Source organism: Acinetobacter sp. UBA991 (genome assembly GCF_002292065.1).
Taxonomy (GTDB): domain Bacteria; phylum Pseudomonadota; class Gammaproteobacteria; order Pseudomonadales; family Moraxellaceae; genus Acinetobacter; species Acinetobacter higginsii.
Genome location: NZ_DBBF01000034.1, coordinates 1 through 21,500, shown reverse-complemented (window position 1 = coordinate 21,500; position 21,500 = coordinate 1). Strand labels below are relative to the sequence as shown.

At 41.5% G+C, this 21,500-nt stretch carries 24 protein-coding genes; 15 read left to right on the top strand and 9 right to left on the bottom strand.

Annotation, left to right across the window (positions count from 1 at the left end; genetic code table 11):
• Nucleotides 1-13 precede the first annotated feature (13 nt).
• Nucleotides 14-529 carry a chromate transporter gene (locus B2727_RS14480; protein ID WP_033134680.1) on the bottom strand — a complete coding sequence of 172 codons (516 nt, stop codon included), beginning with the start codon at nucleotides 527-529 and terminating at the stop codon, nucleotides 14-16.
• Complete coding sequence (locus B2727_RS14475; protein ID WP_033134679.1) at nucleotides 526-1,098, bottom strand: chromate transporter; 573 nt, start codon at nucleotides 1,096-1,098, stop codon at nucleotides 526-528. Before B2727_RS14475 ends, B2727_RS14480 begins: the two co-directional genes overlap by 4 nt.
• 100 nt (nucleotides 1,099-1,198) lie before the next feature.
• On the opposite strand from B2727_RS14475, the gene B2727_RS14470 reads away from it, so the two are divergent.
• Nucleotides 1,199-2,098 carry a LysR family transcriptional regulator gene (locus tag B2727_RS14470; RefSeq protein ID WP_033134678.1) on the top strand — a complete coding sequence of 300 codons (900 nt, stop codon included), beginning with the start codon at nucleotides 1,199-1,201 and terminating at the stop codon, nucleotides 2,096-2,098.
• Nucleotides 2,099-2,104: 6 nt separating this feature from the next.
• On the opposite strand, the gene B2727_RS14465 is transcribed toward B2727_RS14470, so the two are convergent.
• On the bottom strand, nucleotides 2,105-2,854 hold the full coding sequence (locus B2727_RS14465) for a DUF4850 domain-containing protein (RefSeq protein ID WP_033134677.1): 750 nt from the start codon (nucleotides 2,852-2,854) through the stop codon (nucleotides 2,105-2,107).
• Nucleotides 2,855-3,139: 285 nt separating this feature from the next.
• Here B2727_RS14465 and B2727_RS14460 point away from each other — a divergent pair, with 285 nt between their 5' ends.
• The 7 genes from B2727_RS14460 (at nucleotide 3,140) to B2727_RS14430 (ending at nucleotide 8,560) form a co-directional block, all read left to right on the top strand.
• On the top strand, nucleotides 3,140-3,685 hold the full coding sequence (locus tag B2727_RS14460; protein ID WP_033134676.1) for a PAAR domain-containing protein: 546 nt from the start codon (nucleotides 3,140-3,142) through the stop codon (nucleotides 3,683-3,685).
• The gene (locus B2727_RS14455) at nucleotides 3,669-4,199 is read left to right on the top strand and encodes a hypothetical protein (RefSeq protein WP_157671740.1); all 531 of its coding nucleotides are present in this window, start codon (nucleotides 3,669-3,671) and stop codon (nucleotides 4,197-4,199) included. The genes B2727_RS14460 and B2727_RS14455 overlap by 17 nt, the downstream gene beginning before the upstream one ends.
• 3 nt (nucleotides 4,200-4,202) lie before the next feature.
• Complete coding sequence (locus tag B2727_RS14450; RefSeq protein ID WP_241345120.1) at nucleotides 4,203-4,580, top strand: hypothetical protein; 378 nt, start codon at nucleotides 4,203-4,205, stop codon at nucleotides 4,578-4,580.
• Between the two features lie 156 nt (nucleotides 4,581-4,736).
• Nucleotides 4,737-5,801 carry a DUF1176 domain-containing protein gene (locus B2727_RS14445; RefSeq protein ID WP_241345121.1) on the top strand — a complete coding sequence of 355 codons (1,065 nt, stop codon included), beginning with the start codon at nucleotides 4,737-4,739 and terminating at the stop codon, nucleotides 5,799-5,801.
• Nucleotides 5,802-5,834: 33 nt separating this feature from the next.
• Complete coding sequence (locus tag B2727_RS14440; protein WP_033134749.1) at nucleotides 5,835-6,605, top strand: hypothetical protein; 771 nt, start codon at nucleotides 5,835-5,837, stop codon at nucleotides 6,603-6,605.
• Between the two features lie 136 nt (nucleotides 6,606-6,741).
• Nucleotides 6,742-7,263, top strand: a complete 522-nt coding sequence (locus B2727_RS14435; protein ID WP_033134750.1) for a hypothetical protein — start codon at nucleotides 6,742-6,744, stop codon at nucleotides 7,261-7,263.
• A 598-nt stretch (nucleotides 7,264-7,861) separates the two neighbouring features.
• The gene (locus B2727_RS14430; RefSeq protein WP_050511513.1) at nucleotides 7,862-8,560 is read left to right on the top strand and encodes a hypothetical protein; all 699 of its coding nucleotides are present in this window, start codon (nucleotides 7,862-7,864) and stop codon (nucleotides 8,558-8,560) included.
• Nucleotides 8,561-8,605: 45 nt separating this feature from the next.
• Here the strand turns inward: B2727_RS14430 and gatB are convergent, their stop codons facing one another.
• Genes gatB through gatC form a run of 3 tightly spaced genes read right to left on the bottom strand, consistent with a single transcriptional unit; the run spans nucleotide 8,606 to nucleotide 11,924 of the window.
• Complete coding sequence (gene gatB / locus B2727_RS14425; RefSeq protein ID WP_033134751.1) at nucleotides 8,606-10,075, bottom strand: Asp-tRNA(Asn)/Glu-tRNA(Gln) amidotransferase subunit GatB; 1,470 nt, start codon at nucleotides 10,073-10,075, stop codon at nucleotides 8,606-8,608.
• Entirely contained in the window at nucleotides 10,075-11,553 is a 1,479-nt protein-coding gene (gene gatA, locus B2727_RS14420; protein ID WP_033134752.1) for an Asp-tRNA(Asn)/Glu-tRNA(Gln) amidotransferase subunit GatA, read from the bottom strand. Before gatA ends, gatB begins: the two co-directional genes overlap by 1 nt.
• A 53-nt stretch (nucleotides 11,554-11,606) precedes the next feature.
• Complete coding sequence (gatC, locus tag B2727_RS14415) at nucleotides 11,607-11,924, bottom strand: Asp-tRNA(Asn)/Glu-tRNA(Gln) amidotransferase subunit GatC (RefSeq protein WP_004652310.1); 318 nt, start codon at nucleotides 11,922-11,924, stop codon at nucleotides 11,607-11,609.
• 133 nt (nucleotides 11,925-12,057) lie between these two features.
• Here gatC and B2727_RS14410 point away from each other — a divergent pair, with 133 nt between their 5' ends.
• The 6 genes from B2727_RS14410 to B2727_RS14385 all read left to right on the top strand — a co-directional run bounded on the left by B2727_RS14410 (nucleotide 12,058) and on the right by B2727_RS14385 (nucleotide 16,826).
• Nucleotides 12,058-13,098, top strand: a complete 1,041-nt coding sequence (locus B2727_RS14410) for a rod shape-determining protein (RefSeq protein ID WP_004652309.1) — start codon at nucleotides 12,058-12,060, stop codon at nucleotides 13,096-13,098.
• Between the two features lie 17 nt (nucleotides 13,099-13,115).
• Entirely contained in the window at nucleotides 13,116-13,973 is an 858-nt protein-coding gene (gene mreC / locus B2727_RS14405) for a rod shape-determining protein MreC (RefSeq protein WP_004802987.1), read from the top strand.
• The gene (mreD, locus tag B2727_RS14400) at nucleotides 13,960-14,451 is read left to right on the top strand and encodes a rod shape-determining protein MreD (RefSeq protein ID WP_005206019.1); all 492 of its coding nucleotides are present in this window, start codon (nucleotides 13,960-13,962) and stop codon (nucleotides 14,449-14,451) included. Before mreC ends, mreD begins: the two co-directional genes overlap by 14 nt.
• Entirely contained in the window at nucleotides 14,439-14,999 is a 561-nt protein-coding gene (locus B2727_RS14395; RefSeq protein ID WP_005206018.1) for a Maf-like protein, read from the top strand. The genes mreD and B2727_RS14395 overlap by 13 nt, the downstream gene beginning before the upstream one ends.
• A 63-nt stretch (nucleotides 15,000-15,062) precedes the next feature.
• A complete protein-coding gene (gene rng / locus B2727_RS14390) occupies nucleotides 15,063-16,517 on the top strand; it encodes a ribonuclease G (protein WP_004802994.1) in 1,455 nt (484 codons plus the stop codon).
• A gap of 135 nt (nucleotides 16,518-16,652) precedes the next feature.
• The gene (locus B2727_RS14385) at nucleotides 16,653-16,826 is read left to right on the top strand and encodes a PA1571 family protein (RefSeq protein ID WP_004775299.1); all 174 of its coding nucleotides are present in this window, start codon (nucleotides 16,653-16,655) and stop codon (nucleotides 16,824-16,826) included.
• A 36-nt stretch (nucleotides 16,827-16,862) separates the two neighbouring features.
• On the opposite strand, the gene B2727_RS14380 is transcribed toward B2727_RS14385, so the two are convergent.
• Nucleotides 16,863-18,245: a WS/DGAT/MGAT family O-acyltransferase gene (locus B2727_RS14380; protein WP_004802995.1), complete on the bottom strand. Its 1,383-nt coding sequence runs from the start codon at nucleotides 18,243-18,245 to the stop codon at nucleotides 16,863-16,865.
• A gap of 186 nt (nucleotides 18,246-18,431) precedes the next feature.
• Complete coding sequence (locus B2727_RS14375; protein ID WP_005206012.1) at nucleotides 18,432-19,163, bottom strand: phosphoadenylyl-sulfate reductase; 732 nt, start codon at nucleotides 19,161-19,163, stop codon at nucleotides 18,432-18,434.
• A gap of 173 nt (nucleotides 19,164-19,336) precedes the next feature.
• Here B2727_RS14375 and thrH point away from each other — a divergent pair, with 173 nt between their 5' ends.
• On the top strand, nucleotides 19,337-19,954 hold the full coding sequence (gene thrH / locus B2727_RS14370; protein ID WP_033134753.1) for a bifunctional phosphoserine phosphatase/homoserine phosphotransferase ThrH: 618 nt from the start codon (nucleotides 19,337-19,339) through the stop codon (nucleotides 19,952-19,954).
• An 89-nt stretch (nucleotides 19,955-20,043) separates the two neighbouring features.
• Here the strand turns inward: thrH and B2727_RS14365 are convergent, their stop codons facing one another.
• Nucleotides 20,044-21,273, bottom strand: coding sequence for an OmpP1/FadL family transporter (locus B2727_RS14365; RefSeq protein ID WP_004803000.1), 1,230 nt, complete (start codon nucleotides 21,271-21,273; stop codon nucleotides 20,044-20,046).
• Nucleotides 21,274-21,500 lie beyond the last annotated feature (227 nt).

The window sequence follows — 21,500 nt, the reverse complement described above, 5'->3', positions numbered from 1 at the left end:
TGATGCTTAAATCTTAAAGGAAAGCAATTCCAAGTCCTGCACCCGCAGCCATGACCCAAAGCGGATGAATTTTTTTAAACATGCCGAGGATGGCTGTCAAAATCACGATGATGACCAAAAGCAGATTCTGTGCAGATGCATCCGCAATCAACCATGCACTGACCAGAACTAAACCTACAGTAATCGGTTTCAACGCTTTTTCAAAACGTGCCCGTAATGGATTGGCTTTAAAGCGTTCCCAGAATTTCAGTGCATAAATGGTGATGATTGAAGATGGACCAAACTTCGCGAGAGAAGTGACCAATAGTCCTGCTGGACCTGCGACATGCCAACCGACCAAAGGCACAATCATCATATTCGGGCCTGGGGCAGCCTGTGCCATAGCAAACAGCGAACTAAACTGTTCTGCACTCATCCATTGATGCACGGTTACCACTTGGTGTTGCATTTCAGGGAGAATGGCATTACCACCGCCAAAAGCCAGTAGCGAAAGCTGAGTAAATACGATAGCAAGGGTGACTAAGATCATGATTTTTTCACTCCTAGAACCAGCATATTAATCGCCAGTAAAATCGCTAAAGTCAGTGCTAAGGGCAGCTTGATACAGATCATAAACACGAAAGTCAGGCCAATGGTGAAAATGGTCAGATAGCTTTTTAAAATTGGCTTGAGCATCTTAAATCCTGTCGCAAATAGTAAGCCTGCGGCAGCAGCGGCCAAACCTTGGATCATGTGTTTCACTGCGGGGAGGTACTGAAAATGCTCATAGACCTGATAGATGATCAGTACAATTGCCGTCGGGGCAGAGATCAAACCGAGGACTGAACTGATCGCACCTTTCACGCCTTGGAATTCCATTCCAATGGCAACTGCCATATTGATGATGTTACCGCCTGGCAATAACTGACACACGCCAAGTAAGTCGGTAAATTTGCCTGCATCAATCCATTTATGTTCTTCAACGATAATGCGATGTGCCAGTGGCAGCACGCCACCAAAACCCATCAATCCCAATTTCATAAATCCCGTAAAAAGTGCCTTACAATCAGGAGCAGTCGCTAGTGGTTCACTCTCTATTGATAGGGCTTGGGCTTTCATTGGATTACCTTTCTGTTCAACCTTGTGAGCTATAGCATGAAAGATTTGTGGTATATTCACAAATGCTATTTTTGCCGTTATCTATACTTTTAGGGTATGTATGATTGATATTCATAAACTCAATGCATTCGTTGCTGTGGTGGAAGAAAGTAATATTTCCAAAGCAGCGGTTAGACTACATATGCAACAGCCGCCACTGACCCGATTGATCAAAAGTTTGGAAGAAGAGCTGGATACGGCTTTGCTCAAACGTCTGCCCCGAGGTGTAGAGGTGACGGAAGCGGGTAAGGCTTTATATCAGGAAGCGATTACCATTTTGGCGCATGCCCAGTCGATTCCGAAACGGGTCAAAAACATTGCGCAAGGTTTGGAAGGTCAAATCAATATTGGCTTTACCAACTCCGCAGGGCTGCATCCTTTTTTGCCTGCTGTGCTGCGTCAATTTAGGGAGCAGTTTCCTGCTGTTGCCATTCATTTGGAAGAAGATAGCAGTACCGCCTTAACCGATGCAGTGATCAATGAAAAACTGGATATCGTTTTCCTGCGCAAACCTGCACCGATTCATGCCGAAGTACAAAGCATACATGTACTGGATGAGCCCTTGATTGTGGCTTTACCAAGTAATCATCCTTTGGCTGAGCAAGCGGGATCAATCCGTTTGCTTGATTTAGAGCCGTATGAGTTTGTGTTGTATCGCCGTATTGCGGGGCAAGACCTGTTTGATAATATTTTGGCAAATTGCTATCAGGCGGGGTTTAGTCCCAACATTGTCCAAGAAGCCCCTCGTTTAACTTCGAGCCTGAATCTGATTGCAGCGGGGATTGGACTATCAATTGTTCCTGCCTCAATTCAGGACTTCTGGAATAAGCAAATTGTGTATAAACCGCTAGAAGCAAAAAAACCCTGTATCGCCCCGATCTATGCAATTTGCCGTGCCAAAGGCAATAGTGTTCGGGTTGAGCATTTCTTGAGTCTACTCAAAGCCAGTCAAGCTGTTTGAAACGGCTCAATGGTTAAAGTGATAGAAGTTTAAAATGGGCCCAACCAAATGCTGCTGTGATTTGTCCAGAGTTACGATGATTTCTCTAAAGTTAAAGGTGTCTTCATCATGGTATTTCGCGACGCCATGGGTTTTATTATTCAAGTTTGGAATTTGATAACTAAAGAAAGCCACTTGTTTAGATGGATGGACCACGGTCACCAATTTTTGCGGGTCTTTATAGCCGCCAAACTCATTTTCAATACTCTCTTTTAACAGATTGGGAAAGTAAAGCGTGGCATTGGGCATACCACAACCGACACAGAAGGATGAATCGTATAATTCTATGGCCTGTTTTTGATTTGGACTCATCAGCAGGGCTGAACCTGTACCATTTGCACCCGCATATGCCTCCACATCGTGCCAATCTTTGGGTACAAGTACTGCACCAATTTCAGGTAGTGCAACTAATTTGAGTTGCTTGGCCTGATGTGTATCCAGTTTAAAATCGAAATGGCAGCTTTTGGCTGTACAGTTTTTAAAGTCTTTTAATAAGCCTTCATCGGCAGGATTGAGTGCAGTCACTCCATAAAAGGGAACACGGACATCGTTGGCAAAGGACACTTCACCCAAGGCATAAATTTGGTTTTCGGCTTTTCGCTCTTGCGCTGTATTTGAAAATTTGGGAAAGATGGGTTTAAAGGTACTGACCTCAGCATGAGTTGAAGTGGCTGATAATGCGAATAAAATAGTAAGAATAGAGATTAATGTTTTCATTTTCAGATGATGTTTTGGGTTGAGTTAAAATTAACATATTGTTTGAGATATGGGGGAAAGCAGATTTGAATCATAATAAAAAAAATTGACTGGATTCTACTTAGATTCTCATTGCTCTAATTAATAGGGTAAGAGTTTATAAAGGCTTTTCTAGTTAGAATTCATGCCTTATTAAAACTATGAATTAATAATAATTAAATAATTTAGTTTTTTTAAAAAATTAAGGGAACAAAAGTAAAACAACTAATCTAGTGCTAATATTTTCTTAATTAGAGCTAGTCAGATATGCAAGCATTTATAACAAGAGGTTGCTTCACTGATCATGGTGGAAAAATTCTGGAAGGTGAGGAAATATGGTTAGTCGATGGAAAGGCTATTCACCTAGAAGGAATGACTCATTATTGTCCTCGATGCAAAGTTTTATCAAAAGCGATTGCTACGGAAAGAGGGTTCATACAAGTGAATGGACGAAACCCAATTGTTGCTGGTGATGTCTCTACTTGTGGTTCAATGTATATAAAAATTTCAGATTTAGCTGTCCGTAACAGTAGCACTGGAAAAGATACATTCGTAAACGTCGTACCTCTACTGACAGATTATGTAAATGGTCAATTCTTCTCTGATCAATTTATGCTTGTTGACCAGAAAACAGGAAATATACTCTCGGGGATTCCATATCGAATACATAGAGAAAATGGGGAGATAGAAGAGGGTGTTACTGATAAAAATGGATATACAAATAATATATCGAATAGCGAAAGAGCTGAAAATATAACAATAGAAATTAATGATTTTGATTTGGAAAGATTTTTTAATGAAAATTTTAAATAAGACATTGACCGTAGGAGGTAACAATAAAAAAGATCCAGTAAAAATTGAGGTGAAAACTTCCTACAGAATTACGATTATGGTAAATAATAATGATGTTATGGTCGGTACACATGCTGGAATGTTGCTTATCAGTCCGAAAGGGTTTGAAATATTTGATCCCAATGGGAGCTTTTATTATCCAGAAATCGCTGAAGGGCGTTTACGACTGTTTCCTATTTATGAACCGCAGAAGAGAGCGGATGTCTATAGAAGTTACTTAGAATATCAACTAGCCGATGGTGGTGAAGTGTATATTTATACATTTTATCTTTCTAAAGATGAGTTCCTAAAGATTGAAGACAGAATTTTAAATGAAGAGGGTTGCAGTGGCATTTTGAGCTGTTCTAGATGTACCTCCAATGCAATCACAGGGATCGGTGTATTTAAGAATTTGCCACCTGATATTTTCTTACCATCTAAGTTGAAAAAGGAACTTGATAAAATCGCTAACCCCATAAAAAATATTGAGAAATAAACCATGATGAAGCCAAGCTATCTAGGGCGGGGATTACTCAATTTACAACTGACCATCGGTTTTGCTTATTCTTATGCTTATTTTCATAGACATATTATTGTAGACCATGTTTTAGCTTTTACTTTGTTAGTTATTTTCATTTCAAATCTATTTTTCTTTTTTACTAAATTTATTAAAAATTATTCTCTTAGAGCATTTATTTCTATCATTTTCTCTAGCGTTCTAGTCTCTATATTATTTATTCAACTTAATAGAGAGGATGCTAATTTCATTGTGAGTGATGTTCTTCTTTTGTTTGGGTATATGATGCTTAGAATGTTGCTTTATATTACAACTCCTATTGCATTGGTGGTTGAATTTTTTTTAAAGAAAAATAATTAAAATTTTATTTGAAAAACAGTTGTTTGTGTTTATTTGTTTTTTGGTAAAGTTGCTTAATCTGTAGCGTTAAAACGTATATAGTATGAGTAATCATGTCAGTATTCATAATGATTAAAATAATAGTATTGAAATTAGACGGCCTAGAGCATAAGTCTTATGAAAAAGATTCTTTCAGCCTGTTCCCTTATTATTCTGAGTTCCAATGCTTTCGCCCAAGATATCAAAGGCATTTCATTCTCGCATGAAGATTGGGAAATTTACTGTAGTAATACAGGGACTTGCCGAGCAGCAGGTTATTACAATGAATATAGTGATGATGAACCTGCATCGCTGTTATTGACCCGTCAGGCAGGCGCACGACAGCCTGTACAGGTTGAATTTGCATTGGCTCGTTTTGAACAACCTTCTATGCCCGCAGCAAAGCTTAAAAATCTCCATTTCTATGTGAATGGCAAAGACTTTGGGCAAGTGTCCGTCGATGGAACAGAATTCCCACTGATGGGGCAACTCTCAACAAATCAAGTCAATGCCTTATTACAGCAATCCAAGAAAAAGACCGAAATCGTGTTTAAAAATGCCAATTTACATTGGCAAATCTCAGATAAGGGGATGACTGCGGTATTACTGAAAATGGATGATTTTCAAAAACGTATTGGAACAGTGGGCGCTTTAATTAAAAAGGGCAAGGCAGATGAGTCCAAGGTATTGGCCGCTCAACCCAAATTTACCGTCAAGCAGATCAAAACATCCAGTAAGCCTTATCTAACATTGCGGCCAACAGACAAACGCTATGCTGCACTCTATCAAAACTTGATGGCTGCCCAGCCAATTCCGAAACAAGAAGGCTTTTGTGAAGGGGCTTATGATGGTAAGCAAACAGCACCTCAAGCAATTGATCTCTATAAATTGACCAATAAAAAAGTTTTGGCAGCTACCCTATGTTGGCGAGGTGCATATAATGAAGGTTATGGTGCATGGGTATTGGATGAGTCACTGGCTAATAAAGCCACTTTTGTGACGGAACATTCCTCTGAGTTTTATAATGGGATTCTCAGCAGTTCGCAGAAAGGGCGTGGTATTGGTGATTGTTGGTCGAGTGATGAATGGGTCTGGGATGGACAGAAGTTTGTACATACGCTAGATCGCTGGACAGGGATGTGTCGAGGCCTTGCCGCAGGTGGAGTGTGGGATCTTGATCAGATTGAAGCAATCGTCAAATAATATTACGAATATAAAATAGCCTAAGGAAACACAATGCTTAAATATAAGATGGGTTTAGGTGGAATGATTTTAATGGGTGCATCCGCCTATTTTAGTGCATCTGTTTTTGCTGCGCCTTTACAGATTCTTGACTTTAAAAAGGGACAACTGAGTGCAATGGAACAGACGCAACTCTGTGAACAAGTAAAAGAGCTATGTCCGCAGCGCACACAATGGAAGAGCCTGAAAACGCCAGATCAAACCTTATGGTTATTATCTGAGGGATATATTGCCCAGTTTGCGACATCGAGCACAGGTTTTAAATTGTTAAAGCAGTGGCGTATTGAATTGGCGGCTACGGAAGAAATGGCACGATCTAGCCAATATATTTTCCCCAAACTGTTTCCAATGGATCAAAACCGTTATGCCGTTGCAGTGATTGATACCTTTTCAGAAATGTATTCAGGTGGCGGTGCAAGTGTTGAGCATGCCAGCTTTTATGAGTTAAAGGATTCAGGCAAGACGCACCGCTTTATTGAAAATTATCCCTTTAATTTTAGCCGTATGATTCGGGCTTGTTTCTCAGAACAGGATTATGAAAGTTCTAAAGGCAAGTGCCATGATGAAGATAGTTTGAGTCTGGATATTCGTCCGATCAAGCCGATGCTTTGGCAATTCCGTTACCGCTACAGTCTGGATGTGTCACCTGCGTCAGATTCGGGTGAGAAATCATTTAAGGGCAGCCGCAACTTGAATATTGATTTAAATAAAGCACCTGAGCAGCCGAATATTCCTGAAGAATGGGATTATGAGGGTGCAGGTTGAGTGATTTACCATCATCATGGTTTTTACATTTTGCCAAAGCTTTAAGGGCGTGGACTTACGCAATTTACAGCGTCATAACAGATGATCTAGACAGAGCATGGTACAAAGGGAAAGATTGCAATTTGGAACTGTGCTTATGTCTCGTGTTTATACTTCTGCCCGCCGTAAATTTTCTCATTTGAGTCGTTCTGTATTCATGGCTGCGGCTGTGTTGGGTACAACACAAGTGGCGATGGCAGGGCCAACAGTCGATCAATTGAGTGATTGTCTAGTTAAAGCGACTACTGCTGCGGATAAAACCACGGTTTTGCAATGGACTTTCACCGCTTTGGCAGCACATCCAGATTTAAAGTCTTTTAGTAATGTCACACCTGAGCAGAAAACTCAGTTGGATCAGAAGTTGGCGCAGGTGCTACAGCGTGTGATTGTGGAGCAGTGTTCGACACAAACCAAAGCTGTGATTCAGGCTGAAGGTATTAAGGCTGTTGGAGAGGCTTTTCAGCAGTTAGGTCAGAGTGCAGGGCAGGATATTGTCAAAGACCCAGCGGTCAGACAGCAGTTGCAAGGTACCTTGCGTTATATTGATTTGAATAAATTGGTTACGACTTTTTTAACACCTGATATCTGGAATAAGTTGGGTGTGTTAAGAGGGCAGTGAAATATAAAAACTCTCTTCTTATCTGCTTATTGTATAGCTATATCATGAGTAAATTGCTTCATAAAAATTGTTTTTACGTTAAATATTACACAGAGTTAGTATAGTTCAATGAACTTTGAATCAAATATGTGGACTTCATGGCTCATAGTTGATTTTTAGTATATAGATATTTTTTGCTTGTGAAGCTGATTTGTGGTATTTAGTTGCATAAATTTTTTGGGGGAAAAATTTATTACTATGCAATATGAATATATATTGCCTGCATTATTCTTAATTCTTTCTAATTTAATGAAAGCAGGCTTTACACAAGTAAAGATGTATTTGACACAGCTTATGATTTTCTAAGCGGCTTACCTGTTGATTTAACTTTTGTTGCGACTTCAGTAATTTTGTTATCCTCAGGTGGGCTTAATAATGCATCATTAATGTCCGCATTGCTTTGTTTTCTTGTTGGTGGAATACAAAGTGCATTTATTTACAAAAGCCAAATCAAATTTTTAGATGATAAAAAGACTGGTTTTTCATATGGTATGTTTCTTTTTAATATTTTGATTACAGGTGTTGTTTATTATTTTATATGTTTTTATGAGGTGAGTTTGTGATTACGAAAGAATTTGTCACTTTAGTATCAGTCGTATTAGGCTTTTCAGGTGTAATCATGGGCTTAATGACTTATTTAATGACACAAAAAAAGAAATCTAATTATGATGATGAGAAAGCGAAGATTGAGCTTGATTTTTTACGTGTAAAACTTGAAAGAGAAATGTATGAATTAAATAATAGATTATCAAATACTTATGATCAGTTTAAAGAGATGAATTACTTCCCAATAAATGGGAATCGTTATTCAAGCGGAAATAAAAATAATATAATTTTAAACGATTTTTTAAGAGATGCAGGTTTAGATGAGAGAGACTTGAAAGTTGAAGAAAGAAAGGTTTTTGTTTTAACTCCTTTTCATCCTGATTTTGATAGCGATTTTCAAGTAATTAGAGATGTTTGTAATGATGTTAATTATAAATGTTTTAGAGGTGATGAACAAGATTTTAAATCTGATATATTTCCACATATACTTAAGTTTATAGTTTCATCGGAAATTATAATTGCAAATATATCAGGGCGTAATTCTAATGTTTTTTATGAATTAGGAATAGCACATGCGTTAGATAAAAAAGTAATTTTAATTGCTGAATCGCATTTAGAGGTTCCTATAGATCTAAGATCCAAGCGTATTTTATTTTATAAGGATCAAATGGATTTGTACAGAAAGCTACCTTTGGAATTGTTGAAACATTAAAGAAAACCCGCTCTAAAGCGGGTTTTCTTTTGAAGTTAGATCAGTTTAACCAATCAATTTCTTCATCAACTCATTCACTTGCGCAGGGTTAGCTTTACCTTTTGCAGCTTTCATGACTTGACCAACCAGACCGTTAAAGGCTTTTTCCTTACCTGACTTGTACTCTTCAACCATTTTTTCATTGGCTGCAAGCACGTCTTTGATAATTGCTTCAATCGCACCTGTATCGGTTTCTTGCTTTAAGCCTTTCTCAGCAATGATGTCATCCGCAGATTTTCCTTCTGCTTCCCACATAAAGCCAAACACTTGCTTCGCAATTTTGCCGTTAATGGTATTGTCCACGATACGTGCAATCATGCCACCCAACTGCTCAGCAGAAACAGGAGAGTCCGCCAATTCTAGACCTGCTTTGTTTAAAGCACCTGAGAATTCACCCATCACCCAGTTTGCAGAAACTTTACCTTGCTTGGCACCGCCAGCAGCAGCCACAACCGCTTCGTAGAAGTCCGCCATTTCGCGTGACAGCGTCAATACATGCGCATCATACTCAGTCACAGCAAAGTCAGCGATAAAGCGAGCACGACGCGCTTTAGGTAGTTCTGGAAGGGCAGCACGTGCCGCTTCGATCTGTTCGTTGGCAATGATCACTGGCAACAAGTCTGGATCTGGGAAGTAGCGATAGTCGTTCGCTTCTTCTTTCGAACGCATTGAACGGGTTTCCATTTTGTTCGGATCGAACAAACGGGTTTCCTGATCAATTTCGCCGCCGTATTCCAAGATTTCCATTTGGCGTTCAATTTCAACATTGATCGCTTGCTCAATGAAACGGAATGAGTTGAGGTTTTTCAACTCGCAACGCGTACCAAATGGCTGACCCGGACGACGGAGTGACACGTTACAGTCGGCACGGAATGAACCTTCTGCCATGTTACCGTCAGAAATACCCAACCAACGCACCAAGGTGTGAATCGATTTGATATAGGCAACCGCTTCTTCAACCGAACGCATATCCGGCTCAGACACGATTTCTAGCAATGGTGTACCCGCACGGTTTAAGTCGATCCCCGACATACCTTCGAATTGGTCATGGATCGATTTACCAGCATCTTCTTCAAGATGGGCACGCGTTACGCCAATACGCTTCACAGTGCCATCTTCAAGCTGGATGTCGATATGACCCAAGCCTACAATCGGATTGTCCATTTGGCTGATCTGGTAGCCTTTTGGCGAATCTGGGTAGAAGTAGTTCTTACGTGCAAACACAGAGGCTTGGTCGATATAGGCATCAATCCCCAAACCAAAGCGAATCGCAAGATCAACCACTTCAGCATTCAATACTGGTAATACACCCGGCATTGCTAGATCAACAAGGCTGGCTTGTGTATTTGGGTCTTGACCAAATTCAGTCGATGAACCAGAGAAGATTTTTGATTGCGTTGCAAGCTGAGTGTGGATCTCAATCCCGATAACAACTTCCCAACCGTCAATAAGCTTTAACTTTTGAGCTTCAGCCATTATGCATTCTCCTCAGCAATTGCCGCGCGTTTGGTATGCCAGTCTGTATTTTGTTGATATTGATGCACAATCGAAAGCAATTGTGATTCTGACCAGTAGTTACCAATCAACTGTAAGCCCACAGGCAAGCTGTCTTTATCAAAACCTACAGGTGCGTTGATGGCTGGTAGACCTGCCAAGTTCACAGCAAGGGTATAGATATCGCCTAAATACATTTCAGTCGGGCTGAGATTCGCACCGATTTTATAGGCTGTGGTTGGTGCAGATGGCGCAGCAATCACATCAACATTTTCAAATGCTTTGAGGAAATCTTGCTGAATCAAACGACGTACTTTTTGCGCTTTCACATAGTAGGCATCGTAGTAACCCGCAGAAAGGGCATACGTCCCGATCAGGATACGACGTTGTACTTCAGCACCAAAACCTTCTGAACGTGAGCGTTTGTACAAGTCCATCAAATCCACAGGATTTTCACAACGGTAGCCATAACGTACGCCGTCAAAACGTGACAGGTTCGAAGAAGCTTCCGCAGGCGCGATCAAGTAGTAAGTCGGTACATAAGCTTCAGTCATGTTGAGATCAATCTCAACCAAGATCGCGCCCATCTCTTCAAGCTTTTTCAGTGACTCTTCAACGCGTGCTTTTACATCAGCGTCTAAACCAGCCACATTGAAGTATTGCTTTGGAATACCAATGCGTAAGCCTTTTACCGCTGTGCCATTCAAGTTAGCAACATAATCATCAACGTCTTTGTTGATCGAAGTTGAGTCTTTAGCATCATGACCTGCAATCACATTCATCAAATAAGCGCAGTCTTCCGCAGAACGTGCCATTGGGCCGCCTTGGTCGAGAGATGATGCATACGCAATCATACCGAAGCGAGATACACGACCATAGGTCGGTTTTAAGCCTGTTAAGCCGCAGAATGAAGCAGGTTGACGAATTGAGCCACCTGTATCGGTACCTGTTGCGATTGGTGCAAGATCAGCCGCTACGGCTGCTGCAGAACCACCTGATGAACCACCCGGAACATGATCCAGTGCCCAAGGGTTAGAGGTTGCACCGACATAAGAGTTTTCAGAAGTTGAACCCATGGCGAATTCATCCATGTTCACCTTACCTAAAGTCACGAGACCCGCAGCTTTGGCTTTTGCAACCACAGTTGCATCATAAGGTGAAATGAAGTTATCCAACATTTTTGAACCGGCAGTGGTCTTAATGCCTTGGGTACAAAAAATATCTTTGTGGGCAAGTGGAATACCTGCCAGCGCGTGTGCATTGCCTGCTTTCAGTGCTGCATCGGCTGCATTTGCTTCAGCAAGTGCCTGTTCTGCAGTGACCGTCACATAACTTTTTACTTTAGGGTCAATTTGGGCAATACGCTTTAAATAATGTTCAGTCAATTCGCGTGATGAAAATTGGGCTTGTTTTAAGCCTTCAGAGAGTTCACGGATTGATAAGCGATGTAAATCTGTCATATGAAAAATTTCTTTACATTCTAAATATAAAATATTGACTAATCGAATAAAACTTATTCAATTACGCGAGGTACGAGGTATAAACCTGCTTCTGTAGCAGGTGCGACCGCTTGATATTCATCACGATGGTTGCTTTCAGTCACAACGTCAGCGCGTAAGGGTTGCGGGTTGTCAAATGGGCTCTTTAAAGGCTCAACATCATCGGTATTAATGCCTTTCAAGCTTTCCATCATGCCAAGGATTTTATTCAAACTTTGAGCATATTCAGCAGATTGCGTGTCATTGAGAGATAAACGTGCAAGGTGTGCAATTTGCGAGACCGTTTGCGCATTTAAGTCAGTTGTCTGCTGAGCATCTGATGATGTAGACATAACTTTACCTAATTCAGTATTAAAAAATTTCAAAATATCGTGCGTTATAATAAGCGATTGACTTGTTCAAATCATCACATTTAGTTAAAGTTGCCACCTTGTATTCACACAAAGTTTAATTGAGAACGCCCCCGTGATTCTAAAACGACTAATTGGCTTGTTTTCGCCGGATTTAGCCATTGATTTAGGTACTGCAAATACACTTATTTATGCACCAGGCCGTGGCATTATATTAAATGAACCAACTGTTGTGGCAATTCGCCATAGTGGTTCACAAAAAATTGTTGCCGCTGTAGGTATTGATGCTAAACAAATGTTAGGCCGTACACCAGCGAATATTTCAGCAATTCGTCCGATGAAAGACGGTGTGATTGCTGATTTTGAAGTCACTGAGACCATGTTGAATCAGTTCATTGGCAAAGTGCATGAAAAGCGTTTATTCCCGCCAGCACCGCGTGTCGTGGTCTGTGTACCTTGTAAATCGACATTGGTTGAGCGTCGTGCGATTCGCGAAGCTGTATTTAATGCAGGTGCGCGTGATGTACGTTTAATCGAAGAGCCAATGGCTGCTGCAATTGGTGCGGGTATGCCTGTTGAGCAAGCATGTGGTTCGATGGTGGTCGATGTTGGTGGTGGTACCACTGAAATTGCAATCATTTCATTACAGGGTTGTGTCTACGCTGATTCATTACGTATCGGTGGTGATGTATTTGATGAGCAAATCATCAATTATGTGCGTAAAGCACACGGTTGTGTGATCGGGGAAACGACAGCCGAAGTCATTAAAAAAGAAGTGGGTATGGCTGTTGCTGATGGCAAGACCCTAGAGATCGAAGTTCGCGGTCGCAACTTGGCTGAGGGCGTACCTCGCGCGATTACGGTGACGTCTGATGAAATTACGCAGGCCATTTCTGATCCGTTACAAAGCATTGTGAGTGCTGTTAAATCTGCACTAGAACAAACGCCACCTGAATTGTCTTCGGATATTGCAGAGCGCGGTATTGTGCTGACAGGTGGTGGTGCATTATTGCGTAACCTAGATAAATTGCTTGCGCAAGAAACAGGTTTGCCTGTAATTGTTGCAGATGATCCTTTAACTTGTGTCACTCGTGGCGGCGGTAAAGTATTAGAGTTCTTTGACAATCCAAACCACGACATGCTTTTCGTTGGTTAAATCATAAGGACTAGGCGGTGCAACCGAATCTTTTTTCAAGACAACCGCCATCTTTTCGCTCATTTGTTATTGCGGTGATTACATGTTTGGTGGTGCTTTTCTTTGATTGGCGCATGCCTTATGTAATTCAACCTGCAAGGGATGTCTTGTACGCCGCGTATAATCCAATTTATGCGCTGGCAAGCTATCCTGTACTGTCGCGAGAATGGCTTAACCAACAAACCAAATCTGAAGCGCAATTGCGTCGTGAAAATACCGCAATGCAAGCTGAACTGCTACAAGCACAAGTCCGCCTCCAAAAACTTTCAGAACTCTCTGCGGAAAATAACCGTTTAAGAGGGCTTTTGGATACGCCATTGATTATTGATGGACGTATGCAAATTGCGGAAGTGATTGGAACGGATGCAGACCCATTACGCCATATTATTATCATTAACCGTGGTTCAGTGGATCATTTAAGTGCGGGACAAACTGTTCTAGACGATAAAGGGATTATGGGGCAGATTATTAATGTCTATCCACATAGTGCCCGTATCATGCTGTTGTCTGATAAAGAGCATTCATTGTCTGTGCGTTTAGAGCGTACTGGAATGCGTGCGATTATTTCGGGTACTGGCGATTTGGGTCAACTCAAAATGGAATATGTGCCTACCAGTGCCAATATTCAGGTTGGTGACAAAGTCTTTAGTTCAGGTTTAGGCGAACATTTCCCAGCAGGTTATTTAGTGGGAACTGTGTCTAAAGTCAGTCGTCATACTTCAGGTGAGTTTGCTGAAATTGATGTTACTCCAGCAGCTCAACTTGCCAGTGGTCATCATGTTGTGGTGCTGTTCTCTGAATCCTTAGCGCAGGAGCAACCGTATGCCGATCGCTAAGCTCAATTATGAGAAACGCAAAGATCCGCTATGGATGATTATTCTATCCATTGTGATTGGTTCTGTATTGATGGTTTATCCAATGGCCTATGAGGCCTCGGGTTGGCGACCATCCATCATGCTCATGATTATGCTGTTCTGGATTCTCTATCAGCCTGTTTGGTGTGGTGTCTGGTTTGCTTTTGGCATGGGCCTGTTTGCCGACCTGCTGCTCGATGCACCGTTTGGCTTAAATGCACTCAGTTTTGTTGTAATCAGTTTCGGTATTCGCTATTTAATCCGTGAGCGCCGTATTCTCACTTTTGGGAATTCGTGGGTGATTGCGGTGATTGCGATTGTTGCACATATTACTTTTTTGTGGATTAGCCAGACCATTGCAGGTACACATTTTTCGATTGCGCGCCATTGGCAACCGGTTGTGACAAGTGTACTGGCATGGCCATTGGTTTATTATTGCTTACATAAATGGCGCATATAATTCTCGCATCAAGCTCGCCTCGTCGGCAGGAGCTACTACAGCAGTTGGGTTTGGACTTTGAAATCTATCGTCCAGATGTCGATGAGGCGGTGCATGAGGGTGAGACTGTTGAGCATTATGTTGAACGCTTGGCGCGCGAGAAGGCACAAGTCGTTTTAAATAAATATACTGACGCAATTGTGATTGCGGCAGATACCAGTTTAAGTTTTGCTGGGCAGATCATTGGTAAGCCAGAGTCAAAGCAACACGCTTTTTCCATCTGGTCGATGCTTTCTGGGCAATGGCATGATGTCTATTCTGGAATTTGTGTTGCAAGTTCTGCTCAGATTTTGAGTCGTGTGGTGAGAACGCAAGTTGAGTTACAGCAACTCAGTCATGCGGAAATGGAAAAATATTGGGCAACGGGCGAACCGATTGGTAAAGCAGGTGCTTATGCGATACAGGGAATTGCAGCACAATATATTCCACAAATTCGAGGCAGTTATAGCAATGTCGTGGGTTTGCCTTTGCATGAGATCGCACAGTTATTAGAAAGCGTTAAAGCCTAAGTATTTCAATACAGGGAACGACACTTTCGGGTATAAGAATTTTTATAAAATTTTGAGTTTGTTATGGCAGAAGAGTTGCTGATTAACGTCACGCCGATGGAATGTCGTGTGGCATTGATTGAAAATGGTACGGTCAATGAATTATTCGTTGAGCGAACTGTAAAACGTGGGTTAGTGGGTAATATCTACAAAGGTAAAGTGGTTCGTGTACTACCAGGTATGCAAGCAGCCTTTGTCGATATTGGTTTGTCTCGAACCGCTTTTTTGCATATTAACGATATGGTGTGGTCGCGTTCGCAACCGACACCAAACGTTTTTGAGCTGTTACACCCGGGACAGATGCTCACTGTCCAAGTCATGAAAGATATGTTGGGGACCAAAGGTGCTCGTCTAAGTACTGATCTTTCTATCCCGTCGCGTTATCTCGTGCTCATGCCTTATGGCAATCACATTGGTGTGTCGCAGCGAATTGAGTCTGAAGAAGAGCGAGATCGCCTACGTAGCATCATTGAACATATTCAGGCAGAACATAATTTACCAGGTAGCGTCATTGTTCGTACTGCGGCAGAAGGCGTCGATGAAGCTGCGATTGCACAAGATATGTGTTATCTCAGCAAACTTTGGGAATTTATTCAGCGCAAACAAAAAGAAGCGGCAACGGCTGAACTGATCTTTGAAGAATTGCCTTTACCGCAACGTATCATCAGAGATTTAGCCAGTGATGAAACGGCGAAGATCTATGTCGATTCACGCGAGATTCATGGCAAGCTCAGTGAATTTGTCGATGAGTTTGTTCCGACGATTCAAAATCGCTTAATTCATTATCCTGGCGAAAAGCCACTTTTCGATTTGTATAACGTCGAAGAAGATATTCAAAAAGCGTTGCAAACCCGTGTCGCACTCAAGTCTGGCGGCTATCTGATGATTGATCAGACCGAAGCGATGACCACGATTGATGTCAATACCGGCTCATATGTTGGTGGGCGCAGCTTAGAAGACACGGTATTTAAAACCAATATGGAAGCTACTCAAGTGATCGCAAGACAACTGCGTCTGCGTAATTTGGGGGGGATTCTGATTATTGATTTTATCGACATGCAGGAAGCTGAGCATCGTGAAGAAGTGATGCGTCAGTTTGAACGAATGCTGGAACGCGATCATGCGAAAACTAAAATTACCCAAGTTTCGGAGCTGGGCTTAGTTGAAATGACACGTAAACGCACGCGTGAATCATTGGAACATTTGCTTTGTGAATCATGTCCAACCTGCCAAGGGCGAGGCTATGTGAAGACAGCAGAGACAGTATGTTACGAAATATTTCGAGAGATCATGCGTTATGCGCGTGCATTTGATTCCAAGGGTGGCTTTACTGTCGTTGCGCATCCAGCTGTGATAGATCGGCTATTAACAGCAGAAGCCCCAGCTGTCGCGGATTTAGAACATTTTGTGAATCGTGTGATCAAATTCCAAGTGGAAAATCTATATACGCAAGAGCAATACGATATCATTTTGACCTAAAGTTGTAACAAGATTTCGCTTAAGCCTTGTTACAACTGAAATTTTACTTTCTATCACGAATTTTAAATACTAGAACCATAAAATGAGCCATAGGTACTTTTGGGTCCCTTAGCAAATAATATGAGGTATATAACGATGAATGTGAGTGAAAGATTAGTGAACCACGGTTTCAAGCATGTTTTAGACAGCAACCCTGTAAATACATGTTATATGGTAGACAGCCAAGGTAAAGAAGTTCAGATTACTACGGCGATGATTCGTTCAGCCTGCCATCAACTGCTACAACGTTGCCGCACAATCAAAAAATAAGGGGCCACTGAAAGCCCCTTAATTTTTTCTCAATCCTTAATTCGCCACTTTCTGTGGTAAATCTTGAATCGCTTGCTCAAAGCGTTGAATTTCTTCTTCTAAATGGGTCAGTAAATTTTGCATTTTTGGCAAAGCATTACGACATGCAATCAAACCCACTTCCAGTTTATCTAAATAACTGGTCATGGTGATATTCAGTGCCTGTCCATCCATCACAATCGATGCAGGGTAGAGCGCATCTAACTTTGCACCATTCCAATATAAAGGTTCACGCGGACCTGGTACGTTTGAGATGACAAGGTTAAAGGCTTGACGCTTAGGTAACATGCCTGATGCAATATTCAAACCGGCTGGACCATACACAACTGCACTATAATTCAAAATCTCATTGGCAGTCATACGGCTAAAACGCTGTTTCGAGTTCTGTACGCTACGGCGAATAACTTCTAAACGCTCAATTGGATCTTCAATATGGGTCGCAAGATTGGCCAAAATCATGGTAATACGATTGCTGACATCAGAATCGTCGGTACGCAGTGATGCAGGAACCATCGCAATTAAAGGTTTCTTTGGCAAGCTGTTATGGCTGATGAGGTATTCACGTAAAGCACCTGAACATACCGCTAGAATCACGTCATTGAGCGTTACACCCAAAGATTTGGCAATACGACGGAAACGACCGAGTTCAAAGGATTGTGCGGCAAAACGACGTGAAGAACTCACGCGTTGGTTCAGAATAGAAGGTGGTGCTTGAAAGGTTGAGACATAATCTGGATTTTTGCCCATCTCTTTAAAAATGGTTTGCGACAGCTCTTGCATGACTTTAGGGGCAACTTCAAGCTGAGATTTAATCCCTTCCATCACACCTTTGATTTTGCTGACAGTCGGCGGCTTTGGTGCTTTGAGGCGTTTGGTTCGTTTACCTTCTACACACCAGAGTGGCACTACATGCTTTTCATTTGGATCTTGCGAAAGTGATTTTTCAATCAGACGCATACCTGCGACGCCGTCCACCATGGCATGGTGAATTTTGAAATACATGGCAAAACGGTTGCCTTCAATGCCTTCAATAATGTCGCAGGTCCAAAGAGGCTTGGCGCGATCAATCAAGGAGCTATGCTGCTGTGAAATATAAACCAGTAATTCACGGATACGTCCAGGATTTGGCAGCGCAATATGGCGGAAGTGGTGATCCAGATCAAATTCGCTGTCTTCGCCCCAGAACAAACCATTCAGTTGATTGTTAAATGGCGGGACAGGAATACTTTTTGATTGGCGAATTTCATTGACGAGATCGTGCACAAACGTGGGTGATGCATTCTCTGGAAGCTCGAATAAAAACAATCCACCTACATGCATAGGCTGTTGCCTTTTCTCTAGCGAGAGAAAGATAAAATCAATGGGGTGTAGTGGGCGCATAGCAGATCTAGCCTCTCATCGCATTTTTTCTAAGATACTCTCGAAGAGCTCTTATTAGAATTATTGGAACCGTTCTGCGCAGTATATACTGTTTGTTCTGGTTAAAATATGACTTTAGACAGGCGAGTCAGGAAAAATAAAACCACTGACGAATCAGTGGTTTTAATATACCAAATCTGTAATTGATTATTTTTTTAGGTTGCCTGCGTGCAAACCACATTCTTTATGCGTGGCCTCTTCCCACCACCAACGACCTTCGCGTTCATGTTGATTTGGCAGCACCGCACGTGTACATGGTTCGCAACCAATTGAAGTAAAACCGCGTTCGTGCAATGGGTTATATGGAATTTCCATCATGCGGATATAACTCCAGACATCGGCACTGCTCCAATTTGCAAGCGGGTTATATTTGATCAATTGCTTGCCTTCACCCGAAAAACCAGCATCAGCTTGAACCACAGGTACTTCGCTACGGGTTGGACTTTGATCCTTACGTTGGCCAGTAATCCATCCATCCAATGTTGCCAGTTTCTTGCGCAGAGGTTGTACTTTACGGATTCCACAACATTCCTGATGTCCATCTTCAAAAAAGCTAAACAAGCCTTTTTCAGTCACGAATTGCTGAACAGCAGCAGACTCAGGGAAGCAAATTTCAATATCGATTTTATAGTGCTTACGAACAGTTTCAATGAATTGGTAAGTTTCTGCATGTAAACGCCCCGTATCCAAACTAAAAACACGGAAGGGTTTGCCAAGACGAGAAGCAATATCAATTAAAACAACATCTTCTGCGCCTGAAAATGAAATTGCGATTTCACCTTGCTGGCTTAACGCAAGTGCTAAAATTTCTCGTGGCGATTTATCTGCATATTCAGCAGCGAGCGCATCTACAAGGTCAATAGTCGGAATAACAGTCATGGATGTTCCTGGCGATAGGCTTGGGCACAATTGTAAATCAATCGAAGCAAAGCAGTGTGCTTGTCATTGATTTTAATCTTGCAGAATAAAATGATTTTATTCAACAACAGCGCAAAAATTGAATAATCTTAGTGCTATGATACAGCAATTTTTAACCAACATTGGAAGCATTCATGGAAATCGTATGCCTAGATCTTGAAGGGGTGTTAGTTCCAGAAATCTGGATTAACTTTGCAAAAAAAACAGGGATTAAAGAACTCGAAGCAACTACACGTGACATTCCAGATTACGATGTACTGATGACACAACGTTTGAATATCTTAAAACAACATGGCTTGGGATTGAATGATATTCAAGCTGTGATTGCTGATATGGGGCCATTTGAAGGCGCGAAAGAATTTGTTGAATGGGTACGTACTCATTTCCAATTGATTATTTTATCTGATACTTTTTATGAGTTTGCGCATCCACTCATGAAACAATTGGGATGGCCAACGATTTTCTGTCATAAGCTTGAAACTGATAAAAATGGCATGATCACTGCGTATAAATTACGTCAACCTGATCAAAAGCGTCAGGCGGTAAAAGCATTGCATGGTTTGAACTTCCGTGTCATTGCAGCAGGTGATTCTTATAACGATACCACGATGCTGGGTGAAGCTGATCATGGTTTCTTATTTGATGCACCAGCCAATGTGATTGCAGAATTTCCACAGTTCCCACCATTGCATGGTTATGAGGCATTAAAACAGGCGATTCGTTCGGTATCACAACGTGATATTCCAGAGTAATTAATCCTCCCCAGCCCACCTTTAGAAAAGGAGGGGGGCTTTTTCACCTTGCGCCACTTCAGTCGTGGCTCAGGGTGAGGGGAGATTTCTTAGAATTTATACCCAATCTTTAAACCATAAGCGATGGCATCATTATTTTCAAATTCAGCCACATAACCTGGTGTGTTGAATTGTGAACCTGATTGAGCTTTGGCATCGCCGAGCCAGAAGTATTTCACGCCACCCGCAATAAAGGTTGCAGGTGTAGGACTATATTGAACACCGATACCGACATTCCAATAACCTTCAGTTGGACCCAGTGTAGTTACAGGGTTACCTGCACCAGAATCCCAACCCACAGATACATTTCCTGCCCATTGATCATTCAGTTTACGACCAACGCCTGCGGTAATTGAGTATTGATCTTCGGTATATGCAACCAGATCAAAACCGTCTTTTTTACCTGTTGAAGCAACGATTGGAGGTAATGTTGAAGCAGCACCAAATTTATATGGACGAATGGCAAAATCTTTCCAGTTCACCCAGCGTAAATTCGCAAACGCAACGGTGTTTTCCATAATCCCTGTTTGGAAATCAAGGTTAACCGATTGAGGGGTGGTGATTTCAGTTGTGCCTGTTGAATGATTGATTTTATTTAAAATCGCATCAAAACCCGCATTACCAGTCATACCTGCGATGCCATGTGTTTCATAAGCATTCATTTCATGCTTGATTTTGGCACGATAGGTCAAAGAGGTTTTGAGTGCGATTTCAGGAATTTGATAAGCAACCCCTGCTAACCAACCGACTGCTTCATCACGGCCAGTTTTAAAATCATAACCACTATAGGCACTATAGCTCTGACCACGTAATAACACGGTACTGTCTAAAGTTTGATAAACCGCACCCGCATAAAGGTTCCAGTTTTGTGTTGGTTGATAACCGAATAACAAGTTTAAGTTTTCAGTATCGACCGTAACTGATGTACCACCTTTAAAAGGCAAAGGACGGCTTTCGATAAAGTTACTTTTGCCTGTGTATTCTGCATCCGCCCCATAAGGCTGATCATAGATCAAACCAATCGAGAATTTATCCGTTGCTTGAATTTTTAGGGCAGCATTTGGCGAGTAATAATGATTCGCCATATTCCCTGTATTGTTTTGAGATGTGTCCTTACCTGATACATTGGGATCAAGAACAGTAAGACCTGCTTCAAAATAGTTATTTGGCTGTAAAAATGCTGCAATTGATTGACCTGAGCGATCCAGTGCTGCGGCAAATGTTGTCGTTGTTGGAACTAAGCTAAGTAGAAGAGCCGTTTGAATAGCATTCAGCTTCATTAATATGTTCTCTCAAATCACTTTGTAACAGAATGGCGCGAAAAGTATCATAATTTTTATGCGCTTAAATATTTTACAAATGTCAATAAATGAACTGATAAAGTCACGAAAAATGCTTGAGCATTCATGTTTTCTATTGATGCATCTAAACGTACAAGAGGGTGTGTGTTTATTGATCTATTAATTTGATTTTGTTGATTAAAACATAGGGGCTTAGGAAGTTAAGC